The organism is Streptomyces sp. LARHCF249 (assembly GCF_052871255.1).
The window spans coordinates 450,351-462,879 of sequence record NZ_JBIXJQ010000004.1; the positions used below are offsets into that span (position 1 = coordinate 450,351).

The 12,529-nt window shown below is 70.2% G+C and carries 15 protein-coding genes and 1 pseudogene; 9 read left to right on the forward strand and 7 right to left on the reverse strand.

The window, feature by feature from the left end; genetic code table 11:
* Positions 1-53: 53 nt before the first annotated feature.
* From ACIPUC_RS13780 to ACIPUC_RS13790, 3 genes and pseudogenes are all read left to right on the forward strand, one after another.
* Positions 54-209 (forward strand): annotated as a pseudogene (locus ACIPUC_RS13780) (TetR/AcrR family transcriptional regulator); the annotation flags it as partial.
* A gap of 519 nt (positions 210-728) precedes the next feature.
* Positions 729-2,930, forward strand: a complete 2,202-nt coding sequence (locus tag ACIPUC_RS13785) for a heavy metal translocating P-type ATPase (RefSeq protein WP_446589408.1) — start codon at positions 729-731, stop codon at positions 2,928-2,930.
* An 80-nt stretch (positions 2,931-3,010) separates the two neighbouring features.
* Positions 3,011-3,844 (forward strand): DUF2182 domain-containing protein, encoded by an 834-nt coding sequence (locus tag ACIPUC_RS13790; RefSeq protein WP_446589410.1) that lies wholly within the window; start codon positions 3,011-3,013, stop codon positions 3,842-3,844.
* Between the two features lie 319 nt (positions 3,845-4,163).
* Here ACIPUC_RS13790 and ACIPUC_RS13795 read toward each other — a convergent pair whose 3' ends face one another.
* From ACIPUC_RS13795 to ACIPUC_RS13805, 3 genes are all read right to left on the reverse strand, one after another.
* Positions 4,164-4,784 carry a DUF1326 domain-containing protein gene (locus ACIPUC_RS13795; protein WP_446589412.1) on the reverse strand — a complete coding sequence of 207 codons (621 nt, stop codon included), beginning with the start codon at positions 4,782-4,784 and terminating at the stop codon, positions 4,164-4,166.
* Between the two features lie 388 nt (positions 4,785-5,172).
* Positions 5,173-5,610 (reverse strand): SRPBCC family protein, encoded by a 438-nt coding sequence (locus ACIPUC_RS13800; RefSeq protein ID WP_446589413.1) that lies wholly within the window; start codon positions 5,608-5,610, stop codon positions 5,173-5,175.
* Between the two features lie 16 nt (positions 5,611-5,626).
* Positions 5,627-5,947: an ArsR/SmtB family transcription factor gene (locus ACIPUC_RS13805; protein ID WP_446589415.1), complete on the reverse strand. Its 321-nt coding sequence runs from the start codon at positions 5,945-5,947 to the stop codon at positions 5,627-5,629.
* A 99-nt stretch (positions 5,948-6,046) separates the two neighbouring features.
* Here ACIPUC_RS13805 and ACIPUC_RS13810 point away from each other — a divergent pair, with 99 nt between their 5' ends.
* From ACIPUC_RS13810 to ACIPUC_RS13825, 4 genes are all read left to right on the forward strand, one after another.
* A complete protein-coding gene (locus tag ACIPUC_RS13810; protein ID WP_446589417.1) occupies positions 6,047-6,487 on the forward strand; it encodes an SRPBCC family protein in 441 nt (146 codons plus the stop codon).
* Positions 6,484-6,933 carry an SRPBCC family protein gene (locus ACIPUC_RS13815; RefSeq protein WP_446589419.1) on the forward strand — a complete coding sequence of 150 codons (450 nt, stop codon included), beginning with the start codon at positions 6,484-6,486 and terminating at the stop codon, positions 6,931-6,933. The genes ACIPUC_RS13810 and ACIPUC_RS13815 overlap by 4 nt, the downstream gene beginning before the upstream one ends.
* A 303-nt stretch (positions 6,934-7,236) precedes the next feature.
* Entirely contained in the window at positions 7,237-8,238 is a 1,002-nt protein-coding gene (locus ACIPUC_RS13820) for an ArsR/SmtB family transcription factor (protein WP_446589421.1), read from the forward strand.
* A gap of 202 nt (positions 8,239-8,440) precedes the next feature.
* A complete protein-coding gene (locus ACIPUC_RS13825; RefSeq protein ID WP_446589423.1) occupies positions 8,441-8,872 on the forward strand; it encodes a hypothetical protein in 432 nt (143 codons plus the stop codon).
* Positions 8,873-9,054: 182 nt separating this feature from the next.
* Here the strand turns inward: ACIPUC_RS13825 and ACIPUC_RS13830 are convergent, their stop codons facing one another.
* From ACIPUC_RS13830 to ACIPUC_RS13840, 3 genes are all read right to left on the reverse strand, one after another.
* Positions 9,055-9,270 (reverse strand): hypothetical protein, encoded by a 216-nt coding sequence (locus ACIPUC_RS13830; protein WP_446589424.1) that lies wholly within the window; start codon positions 9,268-9,270, stop codon positions 9,055-9,057.
* A 213-nt stretch (positions 9,271-9,483) separates the two neighbouring features.
* Complete coding sequence (locus tag ACIPUC_RS13835) at positions 9,484-9,702, reverse strand: hypothetical protein (RefSeq protein ID WP_446589426.1); 219 nt, start codon at positions 9,700-9,702, stop codon at positions 9,484-9,486.
* Complete coding sequence (locus ACIPUC_RS13840; RefSeq protein WP_446589428.1) at positions 9,671-10,225, reverse strand: transposase family protein; 555 nt, start codon at positions 10,223-10,225, stop codon at positions 9,671-9,673. Before ACIPUC_RS13840 ends, ACIPUC_RS13835 begins: the two co-directional genes overlap by 32 nt.
* A 127-nt stretch (positions 10,226-10,352) precedes the next feature.
* Between ACIPUC_RS13840 and ACIPUC_RS13845 the strand changes: the two genes are divergently transcribed.
* Both ACIPUC_RS13845 and ACIPUC_RS13850 read left to right on the forward strand, forming a co-directional pair.
* Positions 10,353-10,982, forward strand: coding sequence for a class I SAM-dependent methyltransferase (locus ACIPUC_RS13845; protein WP_446589429.1), 630 nt, complete (start codon positions 10,353-10,355; stop codon positions 10,980-10,982).
* A 301-nt stretch (positions 10,983-11,283) separates the two neighbouring features.
* Positions 11,284-11,604, forward strand: coding sequence for a DUF6191 domain-containing protein (locus ACIPUC_RS13850; protein ID WP_446589431.1), 321 nt, complete (start codon positions 11,284-11,286; stop codon positions 11,602-11,604).
* A 146-nt stretch (positions 11,605-11,750) separates the two neighbouring features.
* On the opposite strand, the gene ACIPUC_RS13855 is transcribed toward ACIPUC_RS13850, so the two are convergent.
* On the reverse strand, positions 11,751-12,434 hold the full coding sequence (locus ACIPUC_RS13855) for a TetR/AcrR family transcriptional regulator C-terminal domain-containing protein (RefSeq protein ID WP_446589432.1): 684 nt from the start codon (positions 12,432-12,434) through the stop codon (positions 11,751-11,753).
* Between the last annotated feature and the right edge of the window lie 95 nt (positions 12,435-12,529).

A 12,529-nucleotide genomic window follows, 5' to 3' on the forward strand; every position in this document is an offset into this window, starting at 1 on the left:
CCACCAACCAACCCCACCCGAGCAACTGGTTCGGAACGCAAGGCGGCCGAGGACTCGTGGCGGAGACGGCCGAGCGCACTGGCCAACCACTCGCCCAGCCCGCGGAAACGATCGCGCGCTTCTTCCTCGCAGGCTTCGACGGACTCACCACGCAGCGCTTGGCCCTGGCCGGCGGCCGGCTGGACCTCGTGTCCCTGCCGAGCGCCTGATGACGATTGCGCCCCGCCGGCGGCCCGAACCCGGTGCGGCGCCCGGTCTCTCCGGTCGCCGCCGACTCACTGCCTCGACTCGCGAGGCCAGGTAGGCGACCGAGGCGGCCCGTGTCAGACCCGCGCTCTGCCTTCCCTCTCCGAACACGCTCTGTGACAGGCCGAGAGCCGTCCAGCGCGAGGACGGCCTTCGGCGCCACGCACTGCTCCGGCGCCATCGGGCATCGCGGACCGTGGTCGGGCGCTGCGACGGCGGCAGAAGCCTCGGCGTGCCCGCGGACCGCGACGTGGCGTCGCCGCAGGCGCGCCATGCCAGGCCGTGACGCGTGCGCCCTCCGGACCGGTCGCTCCGCGGGTCAGGACGCCGCCGACGTGCCTTCGACGATTCGGCAGGCTCCTGCGCTTTCAGGAAATCGCTGACGAGGCCGCGCGGCTGCTCGCCGCTGCGCGTGGTCGGACCGGCGGAGCTGTCGCCCCCGCCCGGTTCCGTACGACACTGAATGCGAGAGGAACCCCGCCATGGCACCTACCGTTCCGGCTCAGGCCGAGCACACCGTGGAGCTGGCCATCACTGGCATGACCTGTGCGTCCTGTGTGGCGCGGGTCGAGCGGAAGCTGGCCGAGCTGCCCGGAGTGAGCGCGACGGTCAACCTCGCCACCGCGACCGCGCACATCACCCGGGACGACCCGCAGGTGTCGCAGGAGCAGCTGATCGCCGCCGTCGAGGCCATCGGGTACGGGGCCTCGGCGACGGGCCGCGAGTCCGGGCGGGAGGAAGCCGAAACGGATGCCGAGAGCGCCCGCCTCGCCGGGCTTCGGCGGCGGCTGATCGGTTCGGCGCTGCTGGCACTGCCTGTGGTGCTGGTGTCCATGATTCCGGCCCTTCGGTTCGACGGGTGGCAGTGGGTCGCACTGCTGCCGGCCACGCCGGTGGTTGTGTGGGGCGCCTGGCCGTTCCACCGGGCCGCCGCGCTGAACCTGCGGCACGGGTCGGCGACGATGGACACCCTGGTGTCGCTGGGAGTGCTCGCCGCCTACCTGTGGAGCGTCGGCGCCGTCGCCGCAGGTGGCGACCACCTGTATCTGGAAGTCGCGGTCGTCCTGACGGTCTTCCTGCTGGCCGGCCGGTTCTTCGAGGCCCGCGCCCAACGCAGGGCCGGGGACGCCATCCGCGCGCTGTTGGACCTGGGCGCCAAGGACGTCGCCGTGCTGCGCGGCGGTACTGAGGTACGGATTCCGGTTGAGGACCTGGCAGTCGGTGACCTGTTCGTCGTACGGCCCGGGGAGAAGATCGCCACGGACGGCGAGGTCGCCGAGGGTGCTTCGGCAGTGGACGAGTCTGTGCTGACCGGGGAGAGCCTGCCGGTGGATGTCGAGCCTGGCTCGGCGGTCACGGGCGCGACCGTGAACAGTCACGGCCGGCTGGTCGTACGGGCCACCCGGATCGGAGCGGACACCAAGCTGGCACAGATCGCCGCCCTGGTGGAGAGGGCACAGACGGGCAAGGCGGCCGTGCAGCGGCTGGCCGACCGGATCTCGGCGGTGTTCGTGCCCGTCGTCATCGCGCTCGCCGCAGGCACCTTCGGCGTCTGGCTGCTGACCGGCGCCTCCGCCGCAACCGCGCTGACCGCTGCCATCGCCGTGGTGATCATCGCCTGCCCTTGCGCGCTCGGCCTGGCCACCCCGACCGCCCTGGTGGTCGGGACCGGCCGTGGCGCGCAGCTCGGACTGCTCATCAGGGGGCCGGAGGTACTGGAGTCCACCCGTCGGATCGACACGGTCGTCCTGGACAAGACCGGCACGGTCACCGAGGGCCGGATGCGCCTGACAGAGGTTGTCGCTGCCGCCGGTGAGGACGAGGGCGAGATCCTGCGGCTCGCCGGAGCCTTGGAAGACGCGAGCGAGCACCCCATCGCCGCCGCGATCGCCCAAGCTGCACGGGAGCGGCTCGGCTCCCTGCCCCCGGTGACCGGCTTCGCCAACACCCGGGGCCGGGGCGTCACCGGGACCGTCGAGGGGCGCGCCGTACACGCGGGCCGCGCCTCCTGGCTGGTGGAACAGCAGGAGCTGCGGCTGCCGGCCGAACTGGCCCGGACCCGGGACGCGGCGGAGGGCGACGGGCGCACCGTGGTCTTCGCCGCCTGGGACGGGCAGGTGCGGGCCGCGTTGGTGGTCGCCGACACCACGAAGGCGACGAGCGCCGAAGCGGTCGCAGACCTCAAACGGCTCGGCCTCACCACCGTCCTGCTGACCGGAGACAACACCGCCGCCGCCCGCGCGGTGGCCGCCGAGGTCGGCATCGAGCGGGTCATCGCCGAAGTGCACCCCGAGGACAAGGTCGCCGAGATCCGGCGGCTCCAGGAGCAGGGCCGCGTGGTGGCGATGGTCGGCGACGGAGTCAACGACGCGGCCGCGCTCGCCCAGGCCGACCTCGGTCTGGCCATGGGAACCGGCACCGACGCCGCGATCGCCGCCTCCGACCTGACACTCGTACGGGGAGACCTGCGGGCTGCCTGTGACGCCATCCGGCTCGCGCGCCGCACCCTCCGCACGATCAAGGCGAACCTCTTCTGGGCCTTCGCCTACAACGTGGCGGCACTGCCGCTGGCCGCCCTCGGCATGCTCAACCCGATGATCGCCGGCGCGGCCATGGCCTCCTCGTCCGTCTTCGTCGTCACCAACAGCCTGCGGCTGCGCCGCTTCCAGCCGCTGCATCGCTGACCCGCGGGTTCTGTGCTGAGCTGGAGATGTCCTCGTGCAACGGCGCCGGGCGCCCGGTCCGTCCCCCTGGGAGGCACGTCATGCCGCACGTCCATCTCGACGCACCTGCGCCGACCCGGCCCGGGGTCCTTCTGCCCCGGCGGGATCTGGCGGTCGCGTGGACGCTGATGGTGCTGATCGCCGTACTCGCGTGGGTACTCACGATCGGGCAGGCCCGTCACATGGGGATGGAGCCCGGCACCATGGGCATGGCGCTGCCGCTCTTCGTGCTGCTGTGGGTGGTCATGATGGTGGCGATGATGCTGCCGTCGGTGGCCCCGGTCGCCATCACCTGGGTACGGGGCATCAGCCGCCGCTCGGCCGGCCCGGCCCGCGCACTGCACATCGCCGAATTCGTCAGCGGCTACCTCCTGGCCTGGACCGCGTTCGGGCTGCTCGCTTACGGCGCCCTGGCGGTGGCCGGACACCTGGTGGAGGGTGATCCGGGTGTCGGCCGCTGGATCGGGGCCGGGGCGTTCCTCCTCGCGGGGCTGCACCAGTTCGGGCCGCTGAAGCGGGTCTGCCTGCGGCACTGCCGCAATCCGATGTTCCAGCTGCTGCGGTACTCGCGGTTCCGGCCGTGGGCGAAGGATCTGCGGGTCGGCGCGCACCACGGCCTGTACTGCGTCGGCTGCTGCTGGGGTCTGATGCTCGTCCTGATTCCGCTCGGCATGATGAACGTGGCGGCCATGGCGGCCGTGGCCGTGGTGATCTTCCTGGAGAAGCTGTGGCGACAAGGCCCCTGGCTCACCTGGGCCGTCGGGGTCGCCTTCCTCGTCCTGGCGGCTCTGGCTCCGTTCCAGGACTGGCTGCTGCCGGGCCTCGAGAACGCTCCCCCGATGGAGGAGATGGACCAGATGACGAACCTGCGGTGAGCCGCGGCCCCGAAGCCGCCCGCCATGCGGCGCGGCGGCAGCTGAAGAATCCGGCGCTGGAGACACAGAACGGCACCACGAAATTGACCGCCACGCGTACGGCCGTGGCCGCGCCGGCGTCGCCCGAGGCGATGACGGAGCCCTGGTTGACCAGGGAAAGCAGCATGCCGACGAGGATCGCGATCGGTACACACCGGGACAGCGACATGCGCGAGAACACCGTCGCCAGCAGGCGCGGCTCGACGTGCGCGGGAGGAGACATGCACCACCCACTCCCGTGTTCAACCCACCCGTGTTCAACCCACCGGCCGACTGCGCGCTACCGCCCTACGGGCGCGCCCTCGGGCTGCTCGCTGGAGAACGTGTAGTCGGACCGCTCGCCGTAGGTCGGCTCGAAGGACAGGCCGAAGGCGCTCGACGTGCCGGTCGTACGCCCCAGGGTGAACTCGGGGGAGAATCCGAACATCGCGTTCTTCATCGTCGTGGGACCGCCGTCGGGACCGCGCAGGGGCTCGAATGCCAGTTCGGTCTTCCCGCCCACGCTGAGCTGGGGTTCCTCCCCGTCCGTCAGGGATACGCTCGCCCGCTCCACGCCGAGGTACTCGCCGTAGAACTGCGACAGTTCACCGAACGCACCGCCCTCCCGCCCGGACAGAATGCGCTCGAGCGCATCGACTTGCTCGTCGCTGGCACCCTCGTCGACGACGATCCCGACCTTCCAGTTTCCGGCCGTCAGGTTGGAGGGGAAGTGGTTGTAGAAGGCGAAGGTCACCCCGGACAGGTCGACGTCGTCCAGGCGCCCGTCCGCCACATGGAATGCGGCGCACCCGAGGCATTCCTCGCGTCCTTGCGGGTCGTGCGGCTTCGCGTCGACGGCGCACCCGCAGACCATCGCGCATGAGCAACCAGCCAGGTAGTTGCCCGAGATACTCCACGTCATGACTGTTCCCGATCGCTGGATGGTTTCCGCCGTCCGACGGAGGCGGACGGCGCGCCGGCACCGAGAGCGGCGGGTGGGGAGCGCGCGGACCGCAAGGCGGTCGGACCGCAGGCCGTGGAGCCGGAGCTGACCGCGGCAGCGGCGGAGTGGGTCACCCTGCTGCCCGGTCCAGGAATTTCGTCCATCGCGACGGCAGCGTTCATGGTCGACTGGCCTCTGCGTGTTCCGGTCCGAGGATCCAGCCCTTCCCTTCAAGGCTAGGCGTGCCTGGGAGAGGTGTACAGATCGCCGTACACCCCCGGCACGGGTGCGTGCTGGACGGCCGGTCACGTCCATGCGGACGCGACGCTCCGGACCGTCGACCGGTGGTCCAGCGACGGGTCGTGGTTCACATCCAGTCGTCGGGGCCGGGGTCGCCGCCCTCTGCCCAGGTCACCAGGCGCCGGATGTAGTGGGTCCAGCCCTCGGCGTGGGCGGCGCAGGCTTCGGGGGAGGGGAGGCCGCTGTGTGTCAGGCGCAGCAAGGTGCCCTCGTCGACCGGTTCGAGGGTGATCTCCACGGTGCTGGAGCCGGGGGGTACGGGCACTTCTCCCTCGGCCCACCCCCAGGTGAAGACGATCCGCTTGGGCGGGTCGATCTCGATGAACTGCCCCGCGGCGACGTTGTCGCCGCTGACGTTGGTCCGGTAGGCGCCGCCGGGCTCGAAGGTGAACTCGCCGTCCTTGCCCATCCAGGCGAGCCACTTGTCGCGTTCGGTGAAGAAGGAGAACACCGTCTCGGGGCGGGCGGCGATGTGCCGCTCCAGCGTGACTACGTCCGTGTTCACTGCGCGTCCCTTCGGACTACTCGCTCTGCTCGCGCGCCTCGCCCCGCTCGGCCGCTTCCGCGAGAGCGGCGAGCGTGTCGAGCTTCGTGGCCCACATGGACTGCAGGTAGTCGGCCAGCGGGCCCATGCCCTGGCGGTCGGCGCGGTAGAAGCGCTTCTTGCCGTCCTGGCGCAGCGTAACCAGGCCGCAGTCCCGGAGCACCTTGAGGTGCTGGGAGACCGCGCCGAAGGTGACGTCGAAACGCTCGGCGATCTCGCCCGCAGACAGCTCCGCGTCCCAGACCAGGCGCAGGATTTCGCGCCGCCTCGGCTCGGCGACCGCTCGTACCGAATCCATGCGGCTCATTTTAGTCACCGCTATAGCTTGCGATCAAGGGAGGGTCATTTTAGTGTTGACTAAAGCAAAGAACCCCCACACGCAGCAGGAGCAGTACCCATGTCAGAGATCACCTTCCACACCGATATCGACGCCAACCGCACGAAGGTCTACGAGGCGCTGAACACCCACGAGGGCCTTACCGGCTGGTGGACCACCGGGGTGAACCGCAAGGACGAGATCCTCTTCTTCGAGTTCCCCGAGATTCCCGAGCCGTTCGAGCTCCGCCGGGACCGTGCCGACCAGGACGAGGTCCGCTGGACCTCCGTCGGAGTCTTTCCGCCCCACTGGACCGGCACCGTCATCACCTGGCAGCTCGCCGACGCCCCGGACGGGGCCGGTACCCGGGTGGACTTCCGTCACACCGGCTTCGCGGAGGACGACCCCGGCCTCGCCCACACCGCCGGCACCTGGGAGCAGCTGATGACCCACCTCAAGAAGTACGCCGAGACGGGAACGCCGCAGCCCTTCTTCACCCTCTCGCCGGCGGACCGGACGTGACCATCGACGTGACGGCCGAGCGGGTGATCCCGTTCCCGGCCCACCGGGTGGCGGAGTACGCGATGGACTGGCGCCACGACGCGGAGTGGACTCAGGGCATCACGGAGGCGGCCCTGACCCGGGAGGCGGAAGGGGGCGGGTTCGGCGTCGGCGCCGAGGTCACTCGTACGGCGTACTTCCTCGGCAAGCGCATCGACTACGTGCTGCGGGTGGCCCGGCACGACCCGGAACGGCTCCTGGACATGGTCTCGGTGGCCGGCCCGATGCCGATGCACGTCACCTACACCTTCGACCCGCACCCGGAGGGAACGCGCGCCCGCATCCGGGTCCGCGGCGGCGGAGGAGGCTTCTACCGGCTGGCCGCGCCCTTGATGGCAAGCAAGGTCCGCTCCTCCCTCACCAAGGACCTCCGCGACCTGGAACTCCGGCTGCGCCACCACGACTGAGTCGGATCACGGCCGGCGGCCGTCCTTCCTCACCGGAGGTCGACCAAGATCAGGCGCTGAGGTTGCGGGCTGTTCCGCTGTTCCGCTGGTCCCCCACGGCTGTGGCTGCTCACCGGCGGCAACGTTCCTGAACCCCCGCCAGAGGCCAAGGCCCTAACGACACGCTGAGTTACCTGTCACTTCACGGCAGCGTCGGGAGAACGGAGCCATCACGGAGGGCCGGGACCATCCCCGTTGAGGGCCGGGTTGGAGCATGCTGGGGGTGCGCTAACGCACTCTACTTCGGTGGCAGGAGGCCGGTCGTTGTTACGCATCTACTTCACGGCGGAAGACCTCGTCCGTACACGGGTGGCCGCAACGATCGGCGTCGCAGCGGAGGTCTACTACAGCCTGGAGCTGCTGAGAGAGAACCGGGAGCTCCCTCACTTCCGCTCGTGGCGGTCAGCGGTCGCGGGCCGGATGGGAGCGGACACGCGCCCCCTGACGTCCCTGGTCCCGGTGCGCGGTCCCGGGCTTGATCTGCTGGCCCTGATGGGCGATGTGCCCTCTCTTGACCACGCCGTGGACAACCTGCTGCACGCCCCGGCGTCCCGGCTGCGACGCGAGTTCGAGGGTCTCGACTTCCACCCCGGACACCTGCCATGGGCCCGGCGGGTGTCCGAGGGCGACCGCGACGCGCGGCGCGAACTCGCCGAGGCCGTGCGCGCCTGCCATCGGCTGACCGTGGAGCCCTACTGGCAACGAGGGCGGTCCGAACTGGTCGCGCTGTCCACCCGTTGCGCGAGCCTGGTGTTGGAGGGAGGCATCGATCTGCTGCTGCGTTCGATCTGCGCACCACTGGTCCGCTGGCGTCCGCCGGTGCTCGAAGCTCCCTACCCGCGCCCAGTCGAGGTGCGTCTCCAGGGAAGGGGACTGATCATCACGCCCACGGTCTTCTCGAAGCGCCCGGTGAGTTTTCTGTGGGATCCGCTCGATACCGCCCAGCCGCCCCGACTGACTGTGCCGGCTCTGCGAAGTCCCCTGGCCGGTTCCCGACCGGCGGAAGCGGACGGCTCCGCCGCGCGGAACCTGGAGTCTCTGCTCGGCCGCACGCGAGCTGCCGCCCTGCATGTGACAGCAGAAGGCTGCACGACGAGCGAACTGGCCCGCCGCCTCAACGTCACGGCGGCAGCGGCCAGTCAGCACGCGACAGTGCTGCGGAACACGGGTCTCATCACCACCAGCCGCCGAGGCAGGTCCGTGCTGCACTTCATCACCCCCCTCGGGCTGACCCTGCTGCGGACCGGTGCCCTGACGGAACCGTGAGGCCCGAGGGCACCGCGGCGTCAGACCGCTGGGCGCAGCGCCGCCCCTGCTCAGGTGCCACCGGCGACTCGTGCCCAGGTGCGCAAGGCGCCGCGCCTGCCGTCGAGGCCCCCTTTAAGCCCTGACTTAAGAGATGGGCCGCAGGTGGCCGACCCGGCCAGGATGTGAAGCCGCAACCGGCCCATCCCATCCTGGAGATCGCATGAAGACTCATCTCGCCGCCGCCCTCGGTTCCGTCGTGCTGACCGCGGGCGCCTTGCTGGGCGCTCCCGCCGCCGGCGCGCAGACCGCCGCCTACCCCACCACCGATTTCGACGTCACGGTCGGGAACACGTGGACGAAGGGCACGATCACCTGGTACAACCGGTCGGTCGTGGTGACGGGGACCCACAAGTCGGTGAGCTCGGCCGGTCCGGCGTACTGCCGGCGCACCTGGGCGTACACCTACAACGCCGCTGACACCGTGAAGCTGGGCTCGGCCGGCTCCGACTCTTCCGACACGGCGTGCGGCACGTCCAAAAACTTCAGCTTCGCCGTTCCGGCAGATGTCCCCGGCGGAGCGGGACTCGTGCGCGTCTGCCTCGACGACGGCAATCTCAAGGACCTGCTCTGCCACCCTTACCGGCGGCCCTGACATCCGACCGGCCGGAAAGTGACGTTGCCACAAGACCCAGGGCGGAACAACACGCGACGACCCTGAAGCTCATCCGGCCGCCCCACTAGCCACGGAGCTGTGGCTCCGGCCGGTGCGATCAGAGCATGCACGGCCTCGAAGGCCCCTTGGGCAGGGCCCCGCCGGGCTGCTGAGATTGCGTGTCAGGCCCGGTGGAACAGGTCATCGGTGTTCCTCCGGTGCAGGCCACCGGTCGACATGCCTGGTCGGCGGGGCACTTCACGGCCCTCGGCGAGCCACTGCCGCTCGAGGGCGTCGTAGATCGGCGCATCGGAGATGTGCCGGGGCGTCCACGCCAGCGGGGGGAATCCTGTCCAGTCCGGGGGTGAAACGGTTTTCTGCTCCATGTTGACGTCCAACGAGGCTGCTCGGCGGACGTGGCGGCGCGTGACCGTTCCGTCATGAGCTCGGAGCGGTGCTGACGCCGCGGTCGGCAGGATGATGACGACCCTGGTGCCGAGCGCTGTACCAGGCCGCACGCTAGAGGGGCCCGGGCCTCGGATTCCAGGTTCGGGCCCCCTCCTTCACCCGGCGCGCTAGAGACGATCGGTATCTCCATGCGCCTCAGGCCGTCACGGCGGTGATTGGGCCCAGGTCTCCGGACCGCCGCCTCTCCATTCCACGAGTTCGGGGTCGGCTAGGTCCAGGTCCTCGGCGTTGCGCATGCCGACCGCGGACAGGAAGACGGCGATGTCGGACGGCTTGTGGGCGACCCCGATGGCTGTTCCATCCCAGCGGACACGCCTCCAGCCGTTCTCGTCAGGCGGATAGATGACCAGGCGGGCAGGCATGCCCCCAGCCTCTCGGGCCAGCGCAGAACGGGCACGCCGAGGCAGGCCGTACGGGGCGTCGGAGTGCGGCCCCCGTCGCGGCCCTGATGGCCGAGGCCGCACTCCGTGCCGTCGAAACGACCGGCTCCCGAATCGAGCGGGAGACCCGTTCTCGCTGGCCGGGCAGGTGACCGCGGGCATCCGGATCGTTGTGCCGAGCGCTCATCCCTTGGCCCCTTCCGCCCCGCGGCAGCCCCCGCCCCACGCCACCGAGAAGCAACTGCGGCCGCACTCGCCGGCGGACCTGCGGACCGGAGTTCGGTGCAGTCGATGATCCCGGTCCGCCCGCTGGCTCCGAGAGGGGGCCGACCTCGCCGATGGCGCCCTTGATCGTGGATCGGGCGACACCAAACCCACAAGCCCGCACGTCGTGAGTGGCACCGTGGCGGAAGCGGACAAGCGTGGCCAGGCGCCGGTCGACAAAGACCAGTTGGTGGTGCCCCACCACACGAGCACGATCAGGGATCAAGATGCCGCGTCGCACCGCCAACCATGCACGAGCTCGTTACGGCCCGTCCCGAAATCACGCGATCGGACAGTCAGTCCCTTGGGGTGGGGTGGCGGCGGCACGGGCCGGAGAGGGTGCGAACGGGATGCTAGCTTCCTTTCCCGTGATGGAGCACCAGGACGAGACCAGGGCGGCCTACGACGAGGTCGTCGAGCTGTATGCGTCGATGTTCGCCAATCGGTTGGAGGCGCAGCCGTTCGCGCGGAACATGATCGGCACCTTCGCCGAGCTGGTGCGTGGGACGGGGAACCTGCGGGCAGTCGACGTCGGGTGCGGGCCCGGACATCTGACGGCCATGCTGCACGACCTGGGGCTGGACGCCTTCGGGCTCGACCTCTCCCCGGCCATGGTTGACCATGCCCGGCGGGCGCATCCGTCGTTGCGCTTCGACGAGGCGCGGATGGAGGCCATGCCGGTCGAGGACGGCGCACTCGGTGGCGTGCTGGCCCACTATTCGATGATCCACACCCCGCCTGGGGAATTGCCCGCGCTGCTTGCCGAGCAGGTGCGTGTGCTGGCACCGGGCGGTCTGCTCCTGGTCTCGTTCTTCGGGACCGACGGGCCGGAGCCGGTCCGTTTCGACCACAAGGTGGCGCCCGCCTATAGCTGGCCGGTGGACCGGTTCGCGGAGCTGCTGGCCCGGGCTGGTCTGGACGTATTCGCCCGGCTGCTCCACGATCCGGCCTCCGAGCGGGGCTTCCTCGACGCCCACTTGCTGGCCCGCCTCGCCTAGAGCGGGCGCCGCCGCACCTGGAGCGACGACGGCACACCATGCACCGGCTGCCAGGAGCAGAAGGCCGCTATCGAGACGGCGGCGGAGATCGCGCCGACGGTTCCCGAAGCTACGGCGCCACCAGGCGGGACGACACAGGGGCGCAACAGGCAGGACAAGAGCCTGGACATCCCGAAGCCGTGGTACCCGGGCACCGACAGGCCGCGCCACCAAAGGCGCGGGGTTATGGCCATCGAGGACTGGGCATCAGGTGGCGCGTCCAGCCTCCTCATGAGCCGGGTCTGGACCGCAGACTGGAGGAATGGAACTCATCGTCTTCGTGACCTTGCCCGGTCTGGTCGTCCTGCTGACCGTCATCGCCTTCGTCGATCAGTTGCTCCTGCGTGTCGGCAGGGCCGGACTGCTGCCGTGGCGGAACAGCGTCCGGCAAGGCCAGATATCGGCGACCGGGTTCGAGCAGCTTCACGCGAGCTTTTCACCGGGGAAGCAGAACGAACTCAAGGAGCGGCAGTCCGCCCTTGTCATGCGAGACGACGAGGAGGACGGAGCACCGCCGAACCGGACAACGGTGGACCTGCAGGGCGGCAAGGCAGTCGTACGGATGCCGCAGACCCGCCAGTAGTCGCTGCTCAAGCTTCGGCGTCCTCGTACGCCACCCTTACCCGGCTGCGCCCACCTGCCCGTCTCAGGCCGGGATCGAACCAGCTGAGTGCTGCCGGAGGCGCGTGGGAACGGCTAGAGCAGCCCCCGCCGCTGCCCCCGCACCCGCTACGCCTTCCGCGCGGACGTCCAGCCCTGGCGGCGAAGGCTTTCGAAGCCGTCCAGGAGGAGGTCCAGGGCGAATTCGAACTCGAACTGGTCGTCGCAGCCGCCACCCACCGTGGAGCCTCCGTCGTGTGCGGCCGTCGCGGCCAGTTCCGCGATGTGCGGGTAGAGCGCCGCCAGCCCGGGGTCCGGTGGGCCGGAGGGGCCCGAGGTGTCGAACAGTTCCTGGCTGAAGCCGAGCAGGCGGCTGCCCATCGCGTGCATGACGTGGTGCGTGAGGTCGGCGGAGAGGCCGCCGTCCCGGAAGGTCCCGGCCATCGAGTCCAGGTACGCCAGCACGGCCGGGGTGGGGCCGGTCCGCGACTCGATGACCCGGGCCGCCCAGGGGTGGCGCAGCAGGACCCGCCGGGCCGAGAGGATCCGCTCGCGGATCACGCGCTGCCAGTCGGGGCCCGCGGCGGGGGGGTCGATCTCGCTGACGACGGCGTCGGCCATGCCGTCGAGCAGCTCCTCCTTGTTGGCCACGTGCTTGTAGAGGGCCATCGGTACGACGTCCAGCTCCTGCGCGAGCTTGCGCATGCTGAGCGCGTCGATGCCGGTGGTGTCGGCGAGCGCGACGGCGGCGCGCAGGACGCGGTCCCTGTTCAGGGGGATCCGTGGCGTGTGCGTGGCTTCCTGCCGGGTCATTCCGGTTCTGCCCCGTTTCTTCTCCTCGACAGCCCTCTCCTTGACGAGTGTACGCCGTACACCTACGATCGCTGCCAGGTGTACGGCGTACACCA